This window comes from Cytobacillus oceanisediminis, assembly GCF_007830235.1.
Lineage (GTDB): Bacteria > Bacillota > Bacilli > Bacillales > Cytobacillaceae > Cytobacillus > Cytobacillus oceanisediminis.
In genome coordinates this window covers 1-20,370 of the sequence record NZ_VLKI01000030.1, presented here as the reverse complement: position 1 = coordinate 20,370, position 20,370 = coordinate 1, and the positions used below count along the sequence as shown (strand labels likewise).

The 20,370-nt window shown below is 42.2% G+C and carries 14 protein-coding genes; 2 read left to right on the top strand and 12 right to left on the bottom strand.

From position 1 onward, the window contains the following. Positions 1 to 34: 34 nt before the first annotated feature. Both murJ and IQ19_RS25830 read left to right on the top strand, forming a co-directional pair. Positions 35 to 1,561 carry a murein biosynthesis integral membrane protein MurJ gene (gene murJ / locus IQ19_RS25835; protein WP_144546414.1) on the top strand — a complete coding sequence of 509 codons (1,527 nt, stop codon included), beginning with the start codon at positions 35 to 37 and terminating at the stop codon, positions 1,559 to 1,561. Between the two features lie 14 nt (positions 1,562 to 1,575). After that, positions 1,576 to 3,162, top strand: coding sequence for a hypothetical protein (locus IQ19_RS25830; RefSeq protein ID WP_144546412.1), 1,587 nt, complete (start codon positions 1,576 to 1,578; stop codon positions 3,160 to 3,162). Between the two features lie 320 nt (positions 3,163 to 3,482). On the opposite strand, the gene IQ19_RS25825 is transcribed toward IQ19_RS25830, so the two are convergent. The 12 genes from IQ19_RS25825 to IQ19_RS25770 all read right to left on the bottom strand — a co-directional run. Beyond that, positions 3,483 to 5,483 carry an S-layer homology domain-containing protein gene (locus tag IQ19_RS25825; protein ID WP_144546410.1) on the bottom strand — a complete coding sequence of 667 codons (2,001 nt, stop codon included), beginning with the start codon at positions 5,481 to 5,483 and terminating at the stop codon, positions 3,483 to 3,485. Between the two features lie 205 nt (positions 5,484 to 5,688). Beyond that, complete coding sequence (locus IQ19_RS25820) at positions 5,689 to 6,690, bottom strand: C40 family peptidase (RefSeq protein WP_144546408.1); 1,002 nt, start codon at positions 6,688 to 6,690, stop codon at positions 5,689 to 5,691. 276 nt (positions 6,691 to 6,966) lie between these two features. Then, a complete protein-coding gene (locus tag IQ19_RS25815) occupies positions 6,967 to 7,665 on the bottom strand; it encodes an SGNH/GDSL hydrolase family protein (RefSeq protein WP_144546407.1) in 699 nt (232 codons plus the stop codon). A 105-nt stretch (positions 7,666 to 7,770) separates the two neighbouring features. Further along, complete coding sequence (locus IQ19_RS25810; RefSeq protein ID WP_144546405.1) at positions 7,771 to 9,039, bottom strand: DUF3221 domain-containing protein; 1,269 nt, start codon at positions 9,037 to 9,039, stop codon at positions 7,771 to 7,773. A gap of 118 nt (positions 9,040 to 9,157) precedes the next feature. After that, entirely contained in the window at positions 9,158 to 10,111 is a 954-nt protein-coding gene (locus IQ19_RS25805) for an S-layer homology domain-containing protein (RefSeq protein WP_144546403.1), read from the bottom strand. A 186-nt stretch (positions 10,112 to 10,297) separates the two neighbouring features. Beyond that, positions 10,298 to 12,211: a S8 family peptidase gene (locus IQ19_RS25800; RefSeq protein ID WP_144546401.1), complete on the bottom strand. Its 1,914-nt coding sequence runs from the start codon at positions 12,209 to 12,211 to the stop codon at positions 10,298 to 10,300. Positions 12,212 to 12,305: 94 nt separating this feature from the next. Next, positions 12,306 to 13,685 (bottom strand): N-acetylmuramoyl-L-alanine amidase, encoded by a 1,380-nt coding sequence (locus IQ19_RS25795; protein WP_144546400.1) that lies wholly within the window; start codon positions 13,683 to 13,685, stop codon positions 12,306 to 12,308. A 631-nt stretch (positions 13,686 to 14,316) separates the two neighbouring features. Beyond that, entirely contained in the window at positions 14,317 to 15,690 is a 1,374-nt protein-coding gene (locus IQ19_RS25790; protein WP_144546398.1) for an N-acetylmuramoyl-L-alanine amidase, read from the bottom strand. A 574-nt stretch (positions 15,691 to 16,264) separates the two neighbouring features. After that, entirely contained in the window at positions 16,265 to 17,071 is an 807-nt protein-coding gene (locus tag IQ19_RS25785; RefSeq protein ID WP_144546396.1) for a YwqG family protein, read from the bottom strand. Between the two features lie 64 nt (positions 17,072 to 17,135). Then, entirely contained in the window at positions 17,136 to 17,669 is a 534-nt protein-coding gene (locus IQ19_RS25780; protein WP_144546394.1) for a hypothetical protein, read from the bottom strand. 36 nt (positions 17,670 to 17,705) lie between these two features. Continuing rightward, positions 17,706 to 19,634: a beta/alpha barrel domain-containing protein gene (locus IQ19_RS25775; protein WP_144546392.1), complete on the bottom strand. Its 1,929-nt coding sequence runs from the start codon at positions 19,632 to 19,634 to the stop codon at positions 17,706 to 17,708. 463 nt (positions 19,635 to 20,097) lie between these two features. Then, positions 20,098 to 20,370, bottom strand: a 273-nt coding sequence (locus IQ19_RS25770) for a transposase (protein ID WP_199749559.1), incomplete at its 5' end; no start/stop codon positions are given.

Here is a 20,370-nt window from a genome sequence, read left to right as displayed (position 1 = left end):
TTTCTTTTGAAATCTCACAGGAAGTGAATGTGATATGGCTTCATTAAAAAAAGCTGCACTTTTTATAACATTATTAGCACTTGTTCTAAAACTGTCCGGTTTCCTGCGCGAAAGCATCATTGCCCGCCAGTTTGGGGCGAGCGAATATACGGACGGCTATCTGCTGGCCTTTTCTTTTATCACCCTTATTGTCGCCATGATATCGGGAGGTTTTAATAACGTCTTCCTTCCATTGTATGTGCAGAAACGCAAGGACAACCCCGAGGAAACGGAACGCAATGCCAACGGAATCATGAATGCGACAGTTCTGATCTTCCTTGGCATTACAATTGCCGGGTACTTTCTCGTTCCATACTTTGTTCCATTTATTTATGGAAGCATGCTCCCTCTTACAAAAGAGGTTGCCGTTGATATTACACAGTTTTTCTTCCTGTTCATGAGTGCCATTGCCCTTAACGGCATTTTGGACTCGTACCTGCAGGGGCGGAGAGTGTTTGTTCCAACGCAAATCTCCAAGCTGCTCGCTACGCTGATGGGTGCGGTATTTGCGCTTCTCTTTTCAGATCAGTGGGGAATTAACAGCCTGGCCTATGGTTTCATTTTTGGAACGCTGCTGGGTTCAGCGATCCAGATTTTCTATTTACGGAAAAGCGGTTACCGCTGGAGCCCGACAATTAAAGTTGATAAAGAATTCAGGAAGGCATTCTTGGTTTTGCTCGTCCCTTCCCTTCTGAATTCTGTTGTCGGCCAGATCAATATGTTTGTCAATAAATCATTCGCATCCGGGACAATTGAGGGGGCGGTTACGTATTTGAATAACGCCTCCCTGCTTGTCAGCATTCCGCATGCGATATATGGAACAACCATCGCAGTTATTATCTTTACGCTCTTGTCTGAGCAGATTGATAATCCTAAAAAGTTTCAATCCACATTCTTTATGGGGATGCAGATCTCGTTTGTCACGCTGATGCCAATTGCGGTTGGTCTGTTTCTGGTCGGTGAACAGGCGCTATCATTCATTTACGAGCGCGGACAATTTACAGCCGAAGACACCCATAACACGTATATTGCGCTTGTCTTCTACCTGCCGATGATTGTCACGCAGGGGCTTCAGTACATTGTGTCTAAGTCGATGTACGCGCGCGGCAAGACAGCAATCATCTTCCGGATTAGTGTAACGACGATTGCCTTGAATGCTTTCCTTAACTGGCTATTGCTCAAGCCGTTCGGCTATCCGGGGCTGGCATTGTCCAGTGCATTTGTTTCAGTCTACTATCTGACTGCTTCAGCGTTTGTCGTATACAAAGACTTTGACCGCTCTGAAGCCTTGAAACTTTTAAATCTCATTATACGGGTCATCATACCGACCCTGATTATGGCTGTACCGCTTTATTTTTTACAAAAGCTCACGGCAATTACAGAGTTGTACTCACTCATTCAGCTGGCGATTTTAATTCCACTCGGAGTCATACTCTATGCTGCTGGAATCTATATCTTTTACCGCGAAGGCTTCAATCAGCTATTGGGAATCCTTAAGAAGAAAAAGAAAGCCCGTTCATAAAGGGCGGGGTATCGATGATGAAAAACATAACGTTTATTCTTTTTATGTCAGTCCTGGTGCTGTCCTCCTGTAAAGAGGATGGCTTCCAGGAAACCCTCCAATTAGGAGCCGCTGATTTTCAAATCAGCTCTGATTTAGCTATTGCGGAAAAGAACAAAAATGAATCCAGCCTACTGCCTTTTTATAAAGACACCCACTATCAGTATGAGCTTGCGAAGAAGGGAAACTTGGCCGGAAAGCTTCATATTAAGCTGCGTGAAGTCAATAATGGCGATCTGCTTGTTTTTATGCAGCTTGAGGGAATCGCAGAGAAATCAGTTTCCGCTGCGGGGACACTTTCGATCGATTCGAGCGGTGAAGCTGAATTTATCGATTGGGAGCCTCGTGTCATTGAGCGGCCACATGATAAAAATACAGGGGATGATCAATCCACCCAGCCAATTGGCTTATTTAAGCTAAAGGATGCCGATTCTTCTGAGCTTGTATTAAGCAAACAGCAAATCTCATCCCGTCTTAGAACGGAATATTCCAATGGCCTCTCCAGTCAGGTCCGGATCCTGCATGATGAGAGGAAAGAATACAAGCTCGAAGAAAAGGAAGATAGAACTGCCATCCGCTTTCAGCTTGAAGCTGCCAAGGGACAGCTGGCGGAGCAATGGTTCATGCTTTCCACAGGTGACCTGTTTTCCAATAGCCAGGAGCTTGAGGACTGGATTAATTATCAGATTGATTCGTATAAAGAGGCAAACGGCTGGCTCACTGCGGGCGGCCCAATGAAAAAGCTTCCCTGGTCCATTGAGCCTTATACAAAACATGGCTACGGCCGTAACCTCGGCGTCATGGTTGACCGCGAAGCCATTGACCGGTATATCAGCACAAAAGAGCGCTATTACTATAACTTGATGGTGAACTCAGCCGCTGACCTTTATGAATACCGGGAAGAAAAAGGAACAAAGATCTGGGAAACTGAATATACCAGTACATGGCTGAAAAGTGCCTATGGTTTAACTGCTCCGTATATCGATACAAGGCATAATGAGTTCATAGGCCTCTATCTGGCCAAGATTGGCGAAGAGCTGAATGCCCCCCAGCTGATGAAGGCACAGCTGAATTACGCTGACTACCTGCTGGGACAAATTAAAGAAGGCAATGTCATTAAGGTGGCTGACGGTCTTTTGATTGCTGACTATTTTTCACCCTATGATCAAAAGCAGAAAACGCATGCTTCCATGAATCATGTCCTCGGGGGAGCCAACCTGCTGCTTGACTGCTATGAACAATCCAGGGAAAAAAAATACCTCGAGGCAGCAAAAAAAATACGGAAAGCCATTGAAAACCTTGGCACTGACTGGATCCGCGAAAGCGGAGATCTTTGGTACCAGGTCAACCCTGACCTGACCTTTGCCGGCAATGACTATGAACAGCTTACCCTTGTCGATTTATTGAAACACCAAAACAAGTGGGAATCCATCGGGGAAAACAGGAGCCTGGTGATTGACCAGCTTATCGAATCAAAGACAGGTTATCTTGCGGAGGAGAATGTTATCCTGCTCGATGAAGTTATAGCAGAGCTGGACAGGCAGGGATTTGGGAAGCGTTGAGGAACATAAAACATCTTATATCTGAACTACTCAATGAACTATCATGCTTTACTTAGATAATGGAGTGATTTTCCGTCATTATCATTCTGATTTACTGCCAGTCTCGATCTAAGGTGAATTTATTTGCTAAATTCACCTGTTTGTTCGCCAAATTTATTAGTATATTTGCTAAATCTCCTGATTTGTTTGCTATTTTTCTATTTTGTTTGTTAGTTTTTAAGATTTATTCGCTAAGTTCACAATTAGGACTGTTTTCAACGTCAAATCAAAAAAGGGAGCTCCTGAACTAGTCGGAGCTCCCTTTCTATTACTCTATTAAATTAATTTGTTACAACTTTGTCAATCAGATCTCTTCTAACATAGCCATATTGAGTTCCATTGGCATCTGAAAGAATCTTATACCATGTCCAGCTATCGCCATCAAGCGATTTCACTTCTTCAACAATAACCACCGGTTTGATGGCTGTTTTATACGTGTACAGAAGATTGGCTGTACCCTGGCTGGAAGAAGGAGACGTCCTTACATTGGTTCCATTGGTATTGATTAGGCCAATGACTTTTTTATTGGTATAATCCTTAAAGCCGAGCGCCTTTTCAATCCGGTACATATGGCCGCTGATCTTGGCTCCCCAGTAAGCATCTGTTGCATATCTGACATTAAAGCCAAATAGCTTGTTTCCTGGTGCTGCCCCATTGCTGCGCCAGTCTCCCTGAGGGATATAGGCTTTATTCAGATATTTGTTAACTAGAGCATCGACACTACCTGTTGGTGTCGGGTATGCAACCGCACCGGATGGATTGCTGTCATAAGCTTCAATGCCGAATAGGTTATTAAGTTTTAATGCATTCGCGCTCATTCCGTACTGGCTTTCATGGAATGCCCAGCCCAGAACTAAAAGGGCGTTTACATTCGATTCAGCTTCTACTTTTTTCAGATAAGTTCCAAGGCCCTTTACCTTACTGACTTTAGTAGCATCTTTGTAGGCAGGTGCGCCTGTTGCTTCAAGCTCTGCAAGCTTCCTGTCAATAAATTGATCCAATTCGGCTGCCGTATAGCTAGTCTTTGTACGGGCTGACAGGAATTGATGATAAGGATAATACTGCCCTGCAAATGAAGTGGAAGATCCCATCGGATTTGTATAGAATTTCGTTCCATCCCAGCTGTAGTAATTTTGGCCTTGTTTTAAAAAGCTAGGTGCTTTTCCAACTTCGAACGCACCGTATTTATCTGTAGCAGGCGAGTAAACTCGATACACCAGCTCACCACTTGTATTTACAGTATAATAGTTTTGCTTTGTCACCATTTTAGCAGGCACCATATTTACTTCGGACTGCTTGACGTATGCGGTCCTGCCGCCAATGTATACTTTTACCGTTGTTTCTGTTGAGCCCAGAAACTTCAGTTCTTCCTGTGGAGGCACTGCCGCTTCTACAGAACTTAAGCTTTCACTGCTGTATAGATAGGTTGTTGCATTTCCGATTGAAGGACTTGCATACACGAGGCCTGATTGCATTTTAATCACTTTCCCGTTGAATGTGATTACCTCTGAGGAACTGCTGTTCCAAGCAGTTTCTGCTTCCTTATAAGTTTCGTATGCTTTCGTTGTTTCAACCAGCTCTCTATTTTCATTAATCGTTGAAATGACATAAGGCTTTTCAATCTCAGGTTCGCCAGGCTCTCCTGGAAGCTGTGATTCAAAATCCTCCATAGCATGGATCATACGCACAATAAAAGCAGCTGCTTCTGCACGGGAAGCTTGTCTTTGCGCCTCGAATCGATAGGTAGTTCCATCAGAATTCGGGAAGCCGATGGTGATTTGCAAAGTCACACTGGCTGCTATCGCCACACGTGAAGTGGAAGAGGTGATTTTATCAAAATCAGTTAATTGAGCGGGTACCTCATAGTCCACTTTCATATTTTTATAGTCCAACGCGTTTTTAATCATAATAACCATTTGCTCACGCGTAATTTCTTTGTCAGGATTAAAATTCCCATCCGACTGTCCGGCAATAATTCCTGCTTCTGCAGCTGAATTGATGCCCGGGGCTAAGCTTGAAGTAATCGCAACGTCTGGAAATTTATGCTCTGCTGAAGGCAATTTTAAAGCTCTTGAAATAAAGTTTGCAAATTCTCCGCGTGTTACCTTCAGTTCCGGTTTGTAAATTCCTTCACCATAGCCATACATAATTTCTCTGTCTATGGCCTCTCTTAGTTCTTCCTCCAGCTGTATGCCAGTAATATCATCTGCGGCATAGCCTGCAGCAGGAAATGCAGTGAACAAAAGAACAAAGGCAAGCAACAGAAGCCTAGCTTTCTTCAATGTAAAATTTCCCCTCTCATAACTTAATGTGGAACAAACACTAAATTTGTTGTAATTTGCCTGTTCTCTACCATTCTACCAAAATATTACCTGTCATTAATAGACAATTTCCTCATTTTTTCACCATTTTTCTCCGGGATATATTGGAAGAATAACAGGATTCTTTTATCCATAAAAAAACCAGGACAAGGTCCCGGCCTACATTTTAGTTCGTTGCATTAATAGAATTGTAGATGGCTGCAGAGAAAAACGCTCTTGATGCGCGGTGAGTCGCGTAGTATTTGCTTCCATCAAAGATTGAAGTGGAGTCAATATTGCTCATCGTTACGATTGCATCATGTGCCCAATAAGACGGTGTAATGTCGCTGTAAGTACTGCTTGCCTTTGAATACGTAGTGCCTTGAAGTTTAAAAGCATTTTGTACAATGACAGCCATCTCTGCTCTTGTCATATACTCATTCGGACGGAATGTGCCATCTTTAAAGCCGTTAATAATGCCAAGCTCTTTGATTGCCGCAATATCCTTGGCAAAACGTGAAGAAGTCGGAACGTCCTTGAAAGCATATAAAGATTTAGGAACCTTATTTAAATGGCGGTTCATGATTGCTGCAGCTTGTCCGCGCGTTACAGGCTCATCTGGTCTGAATGTGTTATCTTCATAACCCATAATGATGTTACTGTTTCCTAATCTGAAAATGGCGTCGTAGGCAACATGGGACTTCGGAACATCGGAGTAAACTCCTGGAGTGTTTGTCAAAACACGTTTTGCGCCATAGTATTTAGGGCCCCAATATGTACTGCTTAAAGAATCGATTTTAATGCCCCTGCTTGAAGTAGCAGAAATAAATTCATTGTTTCCGATATAGATTCCGGCATGCGTAACACCGGCTTTATTGTATGTTTTTTCAAAGAAAACCAAATCGCCAGGCTGCAAGTCTGACTTGCTGACTTTAACGCCGGCACTGCTATACTGATCACTTGAGGTTCTTGGCAAGTCGATTCCGACTTTGTCAAAGACATAAATCATAAATCCTGAGCAGTCAAATCCGTTTGGCGTAGTCCCGCCCCAAACATAAGGAACCCCCAAATAGGATTTTGCTATTCTTACAACTTCTTCCTGGTCTGCTGTTGCTGCAGAGGCTGTATTAAATGGCAGGATCGCCAGTATTAATGCTGTTATTAAGAATTTTGTCAGTACTTGCTTCATTATGTCACCCCATCAATTTCTATTACTAAATTCCTCGTAATTTATCAAAATATGGTTTCGATAGATATATTCTACCAAATCAAAAGTGTAATTTTCTTTACTGTTATGTTACAAATCGACAAAAGGGGTTTAGTGCCGAAAAATCAGGGAATATGTATATTTTTCTGACAATTAAATTTATTCATTCTCGCATTATTACATTTATGTTACAAAAAAGAAAGCTCCGCCGCATTTCTGCGGCAGAGCTAAGTGATACAATCATACTATTTTTTAATATTATCTCGCCAGGTAATAATTAATAGAATACGCCATCATTCCGTGCCCTCTTGGTGACCAGTGAAGGCCGGAATGATCATATAAACCGCTCGCCCACAGCTTTCCATCCTGTGCCCCGCCTGCCTTATGAATGGCATTGGCATAATGGTCCACAAGCTGGACTCCTTCCGCTTTCGCCACTTTGCGGATAATGGCATTATAGCTGTTCATCCAAAGCCGAATCCCGCCTTTATCAGCATATAAATGCTTCTTTTCCGGATACATATTGTAATAAAGGGTTTGATGAACAGGAATGTTTGTCATCAGCAAAACCTTTACTTTTCTGGCCTTCAGTTCCTTTACCATGTATGTCAGGTTCTTCTCAAATTTGACTTTATCCACCATCGGCTTTCCATTGTCGTACAGAAGCCCGTCATTAATGCCGAACATGATAGCCACGCTATCCGGATTCTTGGCAAGCACATCACTGTTGAATCTCTTCAGCGCCTGGTCTGTATGGTTGCCGCTGACGCCTGCATTAATGGCCCCGGTCAAAACAACCCAGCGTTTATTTAAATCATATCCATAAGTATTGAACGAAAGGCCTTCCGTATTGCTGTCACCGAAGCCAATAAACCGGGATGCTTCAGCATAAACCGCACCGGCAGTACCGAATAGAATCATAGCCAACATGAATATTGAAATGATTTTTTCCCTCATTTTCTCCTCCTGTTTTGTAATAAAGTGGTATATATACTCTATCCTACCATACCATTTACCCACTATATACCATATTCAGGAACATTTTTGGGAGTTTAAAAGATTTTATTCATCTAAACGGTCTTTCACATTCACTTCAAAGTTATTCTCATTCCGCTTAAGGCTGATGCTCCATTCATCGAGGCCTCCATCGAAAGATAAATCGCGGACAGCCACAACCCCTTGTTGATCTTTTATCGTATTTAAGGCTTTTTCTATAACCTGAGATTCCGAAAGATCAGCCCCTTCCGGTTTATACTCGGGCAGCACTTCTACATACAAGGCTGTGCCCTGTCCTGGATATGACTCCATAATCGGTCCGGATGCTTCTACAATAACACGCTGGCCTACTTTTAACTTTTTGGAAGCATCTGGGAATTGAAAGTATATGGCTGAAAAGAAATCAGGGTCTCCTCCAGTTTTCCCAAAATCCGCTGGCACCGATGCGACAACAAGCATACTGCTGTTTGTTAACTCCATTACATAAGATCCATCCTTGGAGTACTTATTTGTAAATTTATTTTCAGGATAAATCGTATCAGACTCTCCTCCGATTGGCGCAAGCCTGCCTGTTTGGATAAAATTAATCTTGTCCCCTGCAAATTGTTCTATAAGGCTGGCTTTCTGTTCTTCTGTAAGAAAATTATGGTCAATATTAACCTCTCCGCTGATGGTATCCACGCTGATGCCATATGAAATACGCTCTGGCGTTTCATGCTGATCCCTGAATTTTGCAGCTGCTTTATTCACCTCGGACATTTTCTGATTGTTTTCAGCTGTTGTGTGGGGAGTATAGTAGATATAAATATTTTCTGCCTTCACCTTTCCTGCATCAACTTTGGCCTGGAGGGCATCAACGAATTGCTTTAAGCGGTTATCCGGTTCTTTTATACCAATCCATAGCCCTGATTGATCCGCGCCCCGTGTTTTGTTCTCAAAAAAAACGACACCAGCCTTATTAACCCCATCATTGCCTCCATAGATTTTATAAAGCAAAGGAAGAGCAATCTCACCTTCCGATTGCTGAACAGCCAGTTCCTCCGCCAAATCATCTGTTGGCGTTCCATATAGACCTTCCTTAAATTCCCTGCTTTCCTTTATTTGTTCAATTACTTTGTCCCGCTCTAGCGTTTCTTTTGCCGGTTCCAATTTGGCAATAATGTTCCGGCCGCTGATTGTCTCAATGGTTTCCCAGCCAGAGTTATTTTTAGGTACTGACTTTGTTTGTTCATGTGGATTTGCAGTACTCGGATTCTGCACTTTATTTCCCGTTCCGCAGGCAGACAGGATCATCCCAATTCCCAGCAATACAGCAAGCACTTGATAATAACCCATTAAAAATCCCCTCAATTTCGTTTGTCTTTGTAATTACAGACGAACCAAGAGGAAAAAAGTTACATTATTGGATGATAAAAAAAGCCATCCTCTAAAAGAGAATGGCTTTTTGAAAGAATTAATTCTTGTAATTGAAATCCACAGATACTTCACCGTCGACCCAAATCGTACCTGCTTTGCCAGCCAGGTTAAAAGTTGTGTGCTCTACTGTCAGCACTGTACGGTCAGCGGAAAGTGTTACTGATGTAGGATTTACATAAACAGAAGAACCATCTTCCAGTTCAATATCTACATAGAACAAATCCCAAAGGTCTCTTGCTGAATACTCTTGAGGAGCTGCTTCCGTTAATGTGATACTGAATGAAGTAGAGCTTTTTGAAGATACTGATTCAGCATATGGAAGGTACTCATTATCAATCACAAACATGATTGTTCTGTATAATAGATTAGCAAAATCTCCGCGAGTGATGTTTGCGTGAGTTCCATAAGAGGTTTCCGTTTTACCGCTTGTGATGCCTGCACCAAATAGTGCCTCAATGTAAGGGGCAAATACGCCGCCAACATCTGTAAATGGAGTTTGTTCAGCATATTCTTCTAATTCAAAGCCCAATGCAAGGAATTTAGCCATTGCACCGCGGCTTAATGGATCACTTGTTCCAAATGTATCGGCATTTTTGCCTGCAATGATGCCTAGTTCAGCCAATGCATTTACAGAACCTCTGACACGGGAATTAAGATCTTTAAATCCTGCATCTGGCGCATTTTCAGTATCCAGGCCAAGAGCATTTGCCAGGATAACTGCTGCATCGCCTCTTGTAAGGTTTTGATGAGTTCCGAAAGTAGTTGCTGTTTTACCATTTATAATTTCTACATTATAAAGAAAACTAACAGCCTCTTCATATCTTGTGCCTACATCTGTGAATGGGTGATCGAATCCCATATCATAATAGGCAGCTTTGGCAGCCGCTGAAACTGTTGGATTTACTTCTGTGGCAGATGCTGCCGGAGTGAATGCAGAAGCAACTAAAGTTGCGACTACTGCTGATGCTAAAACCTTTTTAACCTTTTTCATTTAGTAATCTCCTTTTATATAAAATTATTTTAAATCTCTTATGATAGTTAAATATTGCTTATCACAAAAATGATTGTAACAAATTTAATATTTTTGTAATACAGGTAATTTTACCCTTTTTTTATACCCTATTGGGCATAGAGATGAAATAAAAAAAGCTGCCCATTTTGGACAGCTTTTTTCCTCTTATTTGAGAGCACCGTTCTCTGCTTTTGCGAGAAACACAGAATAGGTGGAGCGAAGCATTTTTCCATATGGACGGAATGTGCCGTCCTTGAAGCCCTCTGTTATTCCGGATGCAGCGAGATTATAAATGGCCTGGTATCCAGTCACATTTGGGTTCACATCACTAAAAGCAACACTTTGAGTGTCAGGCAGCGAATATGCCTTTGAGATCAAAATGGCCATTTCGGCTCTAGTTACCGGTTCATCCGGACGGAATGTGCCATCCTTGAAGCCGCTGATTATGCCTTTCTCTGCTGCTGATTCAATATAGCCTGATGCATGATTGCTGCTTCCCACATCTGAAAATCTTGTACTGCGCTGTGTTTTATCCAGTCCTAGCGCACGGCCGAGCATGGCGACAGCTTCTGACCTTTTTACAAGCTGGTCCGGCTTTATTAGTCCACTTTCATATCCTAATAATATGGAGCGAGTATTTAAGTAGATCATATGCCTGCTGTACCATTTGGCATTACTGAGATCATTGAACACAGGCGATCCGAGGGTTACTTGAACTTTTAAGCCTTTTTCTCTGACCTCTTCTCCATTTTGTATAGGGATAACCGTATATTCGATTAATCCTTTTAATCCGTAATCGGTTACCTCAGCTTCTGTGCCTTTTTCGGCAAGAACCTGGTCGTACCGAAGCAATTTATATCCTTCGTACTGTTTCAGCACTTCGTCCATATTAAGGCCGACTGTTCCATTGCCCGCTGTATATGGAATAGTAAGAGGCTCTGAGGCCGCTGTATCAACTTGTGCCAATCCATAGCCATAAAGAGGATCCCTGCCGACTGCCCCAAGATCCTTTGCATTTTTTTGCAAAAGGCTGCGGATCTCTGTATTTGTTAAAAGCGGGTATTTCTCTTTATAAAGCGCCGCTAGTCCCGCTACGAACGGAGCCGCCATAGATGTCCCGGTCATGTAGGCATACCCATTGCTTAGATTAGTAGGATACGTGCTGTAGATTGCGTCTCCTGGTGCTGCAATCTCCACTTCTTTTCCTTTTGAAGAGCTTTCCACTCTAACACTATTTTTATCTACACCGGAAACGGCTATGACATTACTAAACTTTGCAGGATACAGGACTTGCTCTATTTTCTTGACATCAGTCCCGGTATTGCCTGCTGCTGCGATAATGACGATGCCTTTCTCATAAGCTTTATCGACCATTGCTTTCATCCCGAAATCTTCAACTGCAGACGTAAGGCTCATGTTGATAATATCGACATTTTGGGAAATTGCCCAATCGATCCCGGCCATGATGGTTGAAGTAGTCCCGTTTCCATAGGCATCCAATGCCTTAATGGCGTATATTTGTGCATCAGGTGCTACTCCCACGATCCCTATGTCATTATTTTTGGCTCCTATAATCCCGGCCACATGGGTTCCATGCCCATTATCATCCCGATATGAATTGGGGCATCGATCAAGGACGCAAATTCCGCTTTTGACAGCTAAGTCCGGATGCCGGGTATCAACGCCTGTATCCAAAATGGCTATTTTGACATTTTTCCCCGTTAAGCCCGCTGGCTGTTTTGCGGGCATGTTAATGCTTTTATGTCCCCAAGGGGTAATTTGGGCGCTTACTTTTACAGGATGGTCTTTTTCGGCTTTTTCAATGAATCCCAAATCTTTCAGGGCCGCTATCTCGCTTTCGCCAGCTTCAATCGCTGCGGCATGTATATTATCGTAAGATTTATTTACCTCAATGCCCAATTCAAGCAAAGATTTCTCAGTATATCCGCTTTTTAAGAAAAGAATGTAGGAATCCTTTTCCTCTGCCGAAGCCATATTCTGTATACCTGATAAGGTGAATAGAGATACAAGCAGAACGGCAAGGAAAACCTTGAATTGGCATTTCATAACATTCTTCATCTGGCATCCCCATTTCTTTATAAACAAAAGGAGTCTATTATAGTAGACTCCTCTTTAGTTTAATAGGTTTATAGATTTAATCAAGCGTATTTTACTAGTATAGGTTTGAAACATCAAGACCCTTTTCTTTATAGTAATCAAGAATGCCCCAATAGATTGCTTTTGCAGCTTCCTGTCTCCAGGCAGCAGACGCGAGCTTTTCATTATCCTTTTTGTTATCGATAAAACCGAGTTCTGCCAGTACGGCTGGCATTGTGTTCTCGCGGATTACATGGAAATTCCCATGCTTCACTCCGCGGTCATATAGGTTCCATGCTGCAAGCAGCCTGTTTTGAATTTTTGTAGCAAGCAGCTTGCTGTCTGCGGTATTGGGATTTTCATAAGCAGAATAATAGTATGTTTCTGTACCGTTTGCTGAGCCATTAAATGCATTGGCATGGATACTAATGAAAATATCCGCATTTGCTTCTTTGGCTATGGCTACCCTTTGATTTAAAGAAAGAGTTTTATCCGTTTCCCTTGTCAGCTTGTATTGGAATGGGGTTTTGGCAAGCAATGCCTTCACCTTTAATGCTGTATCAAGTACAACGTCTTCTTCTTCAAGTCCATAAGCCATTGCACCCGGATCAGTGCCCCCATGTCCAGGATCGATGACAATCATTTTCTGACTGAGTATACTTTCATTCCCTGCATTTATGGGTGCATTTAAGTAAGAGGAATGCACTAGCCCTTCAATATTCCCTGATTTGATGAACGCCCAGCTTCCAACTGCATAAGCCACTTCAACCTTAGTGCCTCTACTCAAAGCTCCGGTTCTCGGATATAGAGTTGAAGGCCCAGTACGGACGTTAAGCGAATCGACTGTAACGGTACGTTCCATATCATAAGAAACAACAGGTGTTAAACGCAGTTTGTAATTTATCGCTCTCGCTAAAAAGACAGAGAAATCTGCTCTTATAATGTCTTTGTCTGTTCCGAATGAACCATCAGCCATCCCCTGGGAAATCCCTCTGGTGATTAGGGCATTGGCTGCTCCGGAAAGGGTTCCGCCGAAATTATACTTGAAAGCTTTGCTGATCAAAACAGCCATTTCGCCGCGGTTCACGGGCTTGTCCGGTTTAAATGTTCCATCTTTATACCCTGACAGAACATTCGCCTCTACTGCAGACTGGATATATCCCGAAGCAAAATATTGGCTTCCCACATCCGAAAACTGTGTACTTCTCTTTGTTCCGTTCAGATTCAGCGACCTGCCGATCATGGCTGCCGCTTCCCCGCGTGTTACTATCTTATCGGGATAAAAATACCCCGTTAAAGATCCACTGACAATTTCTCCCTCGGCCAAATAACTAATCTCCTTGTAAGCCCGGTGGCCCGTGCTTACGTCCTTGAATGACCCTGCCGCTCCCGCAGTAGTTCCATAGAACGGAAGACACAATAAAACCAGCAGCATCCCAAGTACCATTTTCCTCATTAGCTTTCTCCCTTCGCCTATTTTCTACATAATAACACACTGGAAAAACAACCTACATCACCCATTTTTACAAAAATCTAGTGTTTTTGCAGTCTAATAATGTCGGATATTATCAATATCGGCAGGAAATGGGTTTATTTTATAAGATTTTCTCGTATTTAGTCAGGTAATAAGTACCAAATTTTATCCATAAATTACATAACTTTTAAGATAATAAAAATAAATTCTACCGTTCTCAGTTATTCTATTAAACAGAATATTATAGGAAAGAGTTCTGCATTAGGGAGTTAGCATTGGCCTTAATAGAGGATAAAGAGGAACTTCTGTTATTTTAAAATCAAAAAGGAGTCTCGCAGGAGACTCCTTTTTGATTCCTATAAATTAAGCTCTGTTAAACTTGCCTGTTGCTTTCCGCACCTGGCGCTCAGCGAACCGAGGTGGTTAGGGAGCCCCTCCTCAGCACAAGCGCCTGTGGAGTCTCCCATTGACACGCTCCTCCCGCAGAACTTGGAATAAGCTCTCTTGAATCCACCCCGCACGAAGGAAATGCGGATGCATTTTCGAGGAGCTCGCGCCTTCCGCTCCAATCAACAAAGTGCTAAATCAACAATGAGCTTTAACATTGCCTAAATTAAAGATGATAAAGATGTGTAACGTAAAATCCCTTTTCTTTGTAATAATCTAAGATGCCCCAATAAACTGCTTTTGCTGCTTCCCTTCTCCAGGCATCAGATGCAAGCTTGGCGTTGTCTGTTTTATTATCAATAAAGCCAAGCTCAACCAAAACTGCCGGCATCATATTTTCACGAAGAACATGGAAATTTCCATGTTTAGATCCTCTGTCATTAAGCTGCCAGGCAGTTATTAAACGCCCCTGTATCTTGGATGCCAGCAATTGGCTGTCCGCCGAGCTGGAATTGTAACCATAATAATATGTTTCAGTACCATTTGCAGTACCGTTATATGCATTTGCATGTATGCTTACAAATACGTTTGCATTCGCTCTCTTTGCAAAAGCCACCCTGTTTTCCAACGTAATAAAAGTATCTGTTTCTCTTGTTAATTTATACTGGAATGGCGTTTTGGAAAGATAATGTTTTATTTTTAAGGAAGTGTCCAAAACAACATCCTTTTCTTTTAAGCCATAACCAACTGCACCCGGATCAGTGCCCCCATGGCCTGGGTCGATGACAATCATTTGCTGGTTCAAGACTTTTTTGCTGCTGAATGGTGCATTTAAATATACTGAATGAACGAACCCTTCCAGGCTGCCTGAACGGATATAAACCCATGGCCCTACAGCATAAGCTGCAGATAGCTGAGTGCCGCTCTGCAATGTACCAACTTTTGAATAAAGATTAGATGGACCTGTATGGATATCTATTGATGAAGATTTTACCGTACGAGTTGCTGGATAGCTGATTTTTGGATCGATTCTAAGTTTATAGTTTATCGCTCTTGCAAGGAAGACAGCAAAATCCGCCCGAATGATACTTTCGTCAGCTCCAAAAGTCCCGTCAGCTTTTCCTTGAGAAATTCCCCTGCTTATGAGAGCATGGGCTGCACCAGAAAGAGTGCCCCCAAATTCGTAATCAAAAGCCTTGCTGATCATGACCGCCATTTCGCCCCGATCCACCGTCTTACCTGGCTTAAAAGATCCATCTTTATAGCCTGATAGAACTCCCGCCTCTACAGCTGACTGTATGTATCCTGAAGCAAAATGCAGTTCCCCTACATCTGAAAACTGCGTTGGCCTCTTTCTGCCATTCAGGCTTAAAGCCCTGCCCACCATGGCTGCCGCCTCTCCCCGTGTGACAACCTTTCCGGGATGAAAATAACCATTAAGCGTACCGCTTACAATATTGCCTACTGCCAAGTAATTAATTTCTTTATAAGCGCGGTGATTTGTACTTACATCATTAAAAGACCCCGTTGCTTCCGACTCGATCTCAAAAATGGGAAGCAACAGTAAAACTACTAAAAAACCGATTACAAATTTCCTCACAAACTTGCTCCCTTCGACTTTTTTCTACAAACATACTACCACACTGGCAAACCCGCCTGAATCATCCAATTTAGCTAAATTAACAACAAATAAATTCCAGATATCAGTGACTTTTACGGCGATATGGCGCCTGCTTCCACCCGAATTTTGTCGAATTATGAAGGATATTCCAATTTCATGATATTTTCGTAATGTGCACGAAGTTTCAAATTGGCTGCCTACTTAAGAAAGAAATGGCACTTTAACTGCTTTTATAGAAACTCAAAGACTGCAAACTAGGTACCAGGCACCACCCGAATTTTATCGAATAAAAGGATATTTTGCTGAGAAAGGAGATTAGAAGATGGTGCGACCTAATAGAATATGGAGTCCCGTGCATTTTCACCATGTAGTTAGCCGTGGAAATAGGCGGGCTGATTTATTTGAAGAGGATCTGGATTTTAATTCGTTTTTGAGCATTCTTGACTGATAAAAGAGCTTAAAATAGAGCAGCAAAACTCCCGCATTTATATTATATCCGGGAGTTTTTGCAACTTTTTATTTATATCGCCAATAGCCGATGACAAGAACGATCCTAACAACAATCCCAATTATAAAGAACGTTAGTAAAATCCCTCTTTCTTAAATCTGCTTCCTTGATAAAGAAATTGGCCACACCGCTGTCACCGAACATCAGCTCTATATCATCGTCAGTATCGGCTTGAAATAGCAAAATATTATATTCGCTTGTAGGATCATCTCCATATCTTGGATCTTCCTGGGTGAAGTATGGATAGCCGCCAATTTTATGCCCCTCTGCACCCAATTCCTCAAAATAGAGTTCATGAAAATCCTCATAACCCTGATGATCAACGGTTTGCGATAAATCGATATCTATTAAATCTTCAAAGCGGAAATCATCAATAGACACTGGAGCTGCCTTTAGCTCAAACGTCATCCTTCCTTCTTCCACTATCGGACTGTACTCATCACCTAAGGCAGGTACATACGAAAAGTCCGTCACCAGCTCCGACTCATCCTTAAGTACAACTGGATGGTAAATAATCCGGTAATTCTTCTGGGCAGTGGGATTGTCAAAGTCAAGTCCGTACATACCATCTACCGCTGAAAGAAAGAATTGAAGAATCCCGCTCTCAGGCATTGGCTCAATGTGAGGAACTTCTTCAAAGTTGATTTGCGCAAATAGATTCATATAATTTCCCTGCTCATCCTTTGGATGCTCACTGGATTTTGGAAGGTAGGGCTTCCCTCCGAACTTGCTTTCAAATAGCGTTGTTTCTCCTCTTTCCGCTTGGATACTGACAAACGGTTTAGCTGTCTGTTCCAATTCGCTGCGATATTTTTCAAATTCTTTAGGCAGCTTTAAAGATAAGTTAGTCATACGTTTTTGTCCTCCTATTTCTGTACAAGCATTTTAATTCTCTCTTAGCCCAGCAGGCCAATAATCACCGGTACTGCTCTCTAAATATTAATTTGAATCGCGGCTTCAACGTTATTTCAACAATATTCACATATAAATCTGATTCACCATGAAACAATCGAATCATCGCATGATTCTTTTTGTCCGCAGCAATTTCCATTTTATTAACCGAAAGAAGTTTCAGGTATGAAAGAACATGATTAGTTTTCTTATCCTTAACATCCATAATAAATTCATCATAAAAAGGAGAAAGGGTGATCTCTACTGCTTCATACTCGTTTTCTGAAACATAGATTGAAGTATCATAATAAAAAGTGTCCGTCTCGTCTTTTCTCTTCGGCAATGACTCGAAAACCGATATTAAGCCTGCTTCTTCTGGTATCTCCATTTGGACCGCACCCTTCTTATCCATTCTTTTTATAATCAGCTTCAAGCTCAGCAAGATCATAGCCCATAGCTTAAAGTGGCTAATTTTTTCTTCTCTCTTTAAGTAAAAAAGGTTTTCAGGCTTTTTATAATGGGGGAATAACATTTTGTCATAATACTCCTCCACACCCAATTGAAAACCTGCATTCTCAGCTAAGTGCCCACACCCCTAATGTTTTGCTTGTTTTTGAGGGTTCATTAGATACGGGTATAGAAGGACAAGACCAACCGCATATACCGCAAAGGCAAAATATGCCGGCAATAAATGGATAAAATCAGTATATCCAATCATCCAATGAACACTAAAACCAGCCAGGAAACCGGGAATTCCGCCAAGCAAAAACATCCACCAAATCCAGCGCTGCCCCTGCTGAATACCCCATAATGCCGTGGCAAGTATGGCAATCGAATCAGATAGCAGAGCCCCGCCAAATCCGGCTCTGTCATGAGCAATTAATGCAAGCAGGCGTTCGTTAAACTGCCCCATTGTTTCATGGGTTGTATTCAAAAAGCCCAAATCTTCGTGAACAAATACGTCGGTAACCCCAATATAGGATATAGTCAAACCGCCGATGGCAAAAGCCGTTCCCAGTATTACAAACATCAATTGCCCCCACTGGGCAAGGAGCCAATTTCGATCGTTTACAAGATTCGGCTGACCGTTTAAAACCTGGTCACCCCTGCTGCGCATGGATACTATGAACATCGGCAGAAGGATTGCAGCCGCGACCGCATGCAAGGGATCAAAGTACCCATAGCCCAGATAAAGAAAAAAACTGCTAAAGCCGACTATGCCGGAAGCCATTAAAGCTGTTTTTGCCCAGTGCAGTTCATAGCGAAGACCATATCGCCCCAATTGAAAATAAATAATCCCAATCGAAATCATTGTACCAGCAAGGGTTATGCGGTCATGAGACATAAAAGCCACTATTTGTGGATATATGCTTGCAAGCTGAGCTGCGCTTATGCCTAAAAAGGATTCGTCATAGGGCAATAAAACCGTTGTAGCGGCGATGATCCAAGCAAGAATCCCGCCGATCACCATGCCTATGCCCAACAGGCTCATCCAGCCCCAATATTTCCAAAAAGAGGGCTCAGCTCCTGAATTGATATTGCGCGTCCGCTCATACAGAATAGCCTCATTCACGCGTTTAGGCAGCCCTGGCCCTGCGTATACAAGCCCGCTATGCAATTGAACATAATCAGCTCCGGCCTCCATGAGGTCAAGTGCATCCTGAGGCTCGTGAATGCCGCCGGAAGCGATAATTACCTGTTCTTTTTCACAAAATTGCTGGATGCAGTGAACTTTTTTGAAGCTTTCACTTTTGCCTTCCCAGCCTGCTTCATAACCACTATCGGTTTGAACATAATCACCAACCATAAAGCCATGCAATTGAGATACAGGAATGGATTGTAATAAGGTTTTTAATTTTTTTGGGGGATAGTCTAAGGGTATGTATAGAAATACAGGCTTTCCTTCTGGTAATGACCGAAAAAATTGAGCCATGTTACTGGTATGCTTTATATTCTCCTCTAAACTCCAGTGCTCATCGAGGCAATCCACATAATAACCCGCTGCAAAGCCTGAAACTCTCCCGCTCAAGCTGCAAATTTGCTCAAATGCCTCCTGAGGTGTGCTTCCAGAAGAATGCCTCAAACGAAACATCAACGGAAGCTTCATTTCATTTAATTTCAGCCTTTGCAGAATTTGATCGACTCCATCGTTCACATAAGGATCAGGGTAAATGATGGCTTCCTTTTTTTCATCTCTGTAAATAGGCTGTCGACAAGTTCCTTTATTTAATGTAACCGGTCCGACTTCAATAAAACCAAAACCAATTTGCGACAACGCTTTGTGTGCAGTTCCATGAATATCAAGGCTGCCGCTCAACCCAACAGGATATTTTAAATTCACATCTTCCAGTTCACTTTCCAAAACAGGGGACATTTCCATATGTCCCATTGTACGAATGATAAAGGAACCAAAAGGAAGCTTGCCCAACAGCCCAAATGTCTTTAAGGTTAGATCTCTGGCTGATTCAGCGGGAAGCTTGAAAAGCAAAGGTCGGAACAAAGTACGATAAGACCAATCCGGCAATGATGTTATCCTCCTCTACAAAATAACCGCTAGCCGATGATACGGTGCCGCTCTTTACAGGCATCAGCTATCGAGGCTTTAAATAATATGGTTCTTTCAGTCGAATAAAAAATGATAAAACGGAATGGCCCAATTCGTTATCCGCCTTATCAGTCAGACTTTCTTTGGAAGCCTTCTTTCAATCCAATTAAATCATAGTCACTCTCTTGAAGCTGATGACTTTTTCATCTCTTTTAGTATAAAGGAGCTTGTCAGACTTTTGGTAGTATGGAAGCAGCATTTCAGATAAATAAAGTTTTCTTGTTTTTTACCTTTCCTTTTTTCTACACACCTTTTGGCCTTTCTTTTTACTCCTAAAGAAAAAGAGATGCTTCATTAAGCATCTCAGACCGTAGACAAACCCCATTTTCACCCTTTGTGAAAATGGGGTTTGTTACATTTAATAGTCATCTTACCTCGAAAATCAAGCTGGACATGGCCCTCGCCATGTCCAGTTTGCCAATTTTTTAAGATTTATGGCAGCGAAAGTAAGCATCGCCTGCATCGAAACTTTTTTAAGCCCTCTTAAGGTCGTCCAACGCATGCCATGCTTTTCTTTTGCGTCCGCAAAAACACGTTCAATTGTTTCTTTGCGCTTCGCATATATCGTTTTATTCAGTTCGGTATGTCTAAGGTGATCCACTTCATCTATGTAATCCTGCCATAAATGCCTATGAATCATTTTGGTATGACTCTG

Bases quoted from the DNA above. Each gene is read 5' to 3' on its own strand.
- IQ19_RS25830 (WP_144546412.1), top strand. From the start codon at position 1,576: ATGATGAAAAACATAACGTTTATTCTTTTTATGTCAGTCCTGGTGCTG.
- IQ19_RS25815 (WP_144546407.1), bottom strand. From the start codon at position 7,665: ATGAGGGAAAAAATCATTTCAATATTCATGTTGGCTATGATTCTATTC.
- IQ19_RS25800 (WP_144546401.1), bottom strand. From the start codon at position 12,211: ATGAAGAATGTTATGAAATGCCAATTCAAGGTTTTCCTTGCCGTTCTG.
- IQ19_RS25820 (WP_144546408.1), bottom strand. From the start codon at position 6,690: ATGAAGCAAGTACTGACAAAATTCTTAATAACAGCATTAATACTGGCG.
- IQ19_RS25805 (WP_144546403.1), bottom strand. From the start codon at position 10,111: ATGAAAAAGGTTAAAAAGGTTTTAGCATCAGCAGTAGTCGCAACTTTA.
- murJ (WP_144546414.1), top strand. From the start codon at position 35: ATGGCTTCATTAAAAAAAGCTGCACTTTTTATAACATTATTAGCACTT.
- IQ19_RS25785 (WP_144546396.1), bottom strand. From the start codon at position 17,071: ATGACTAACTTATCTTTAAAGCTGCCTAAAGAATTTGAAAAATATCGC.
- IQ19_RS25810 (WP_144546405.1), bottom strand. From the start codon at position 9,039: ATGGGTTATTATCAAGTGCTTGCTGTATTGCTGGGAATTGGGATGATC.
- IQ19_RS25795 (WP_144546400.1), bottom strand. From the start codon at position 13,685: ATGAGGAAAATGGTACTTGGGATGCTGCTGGTTTTATTGTGTCTTCCG.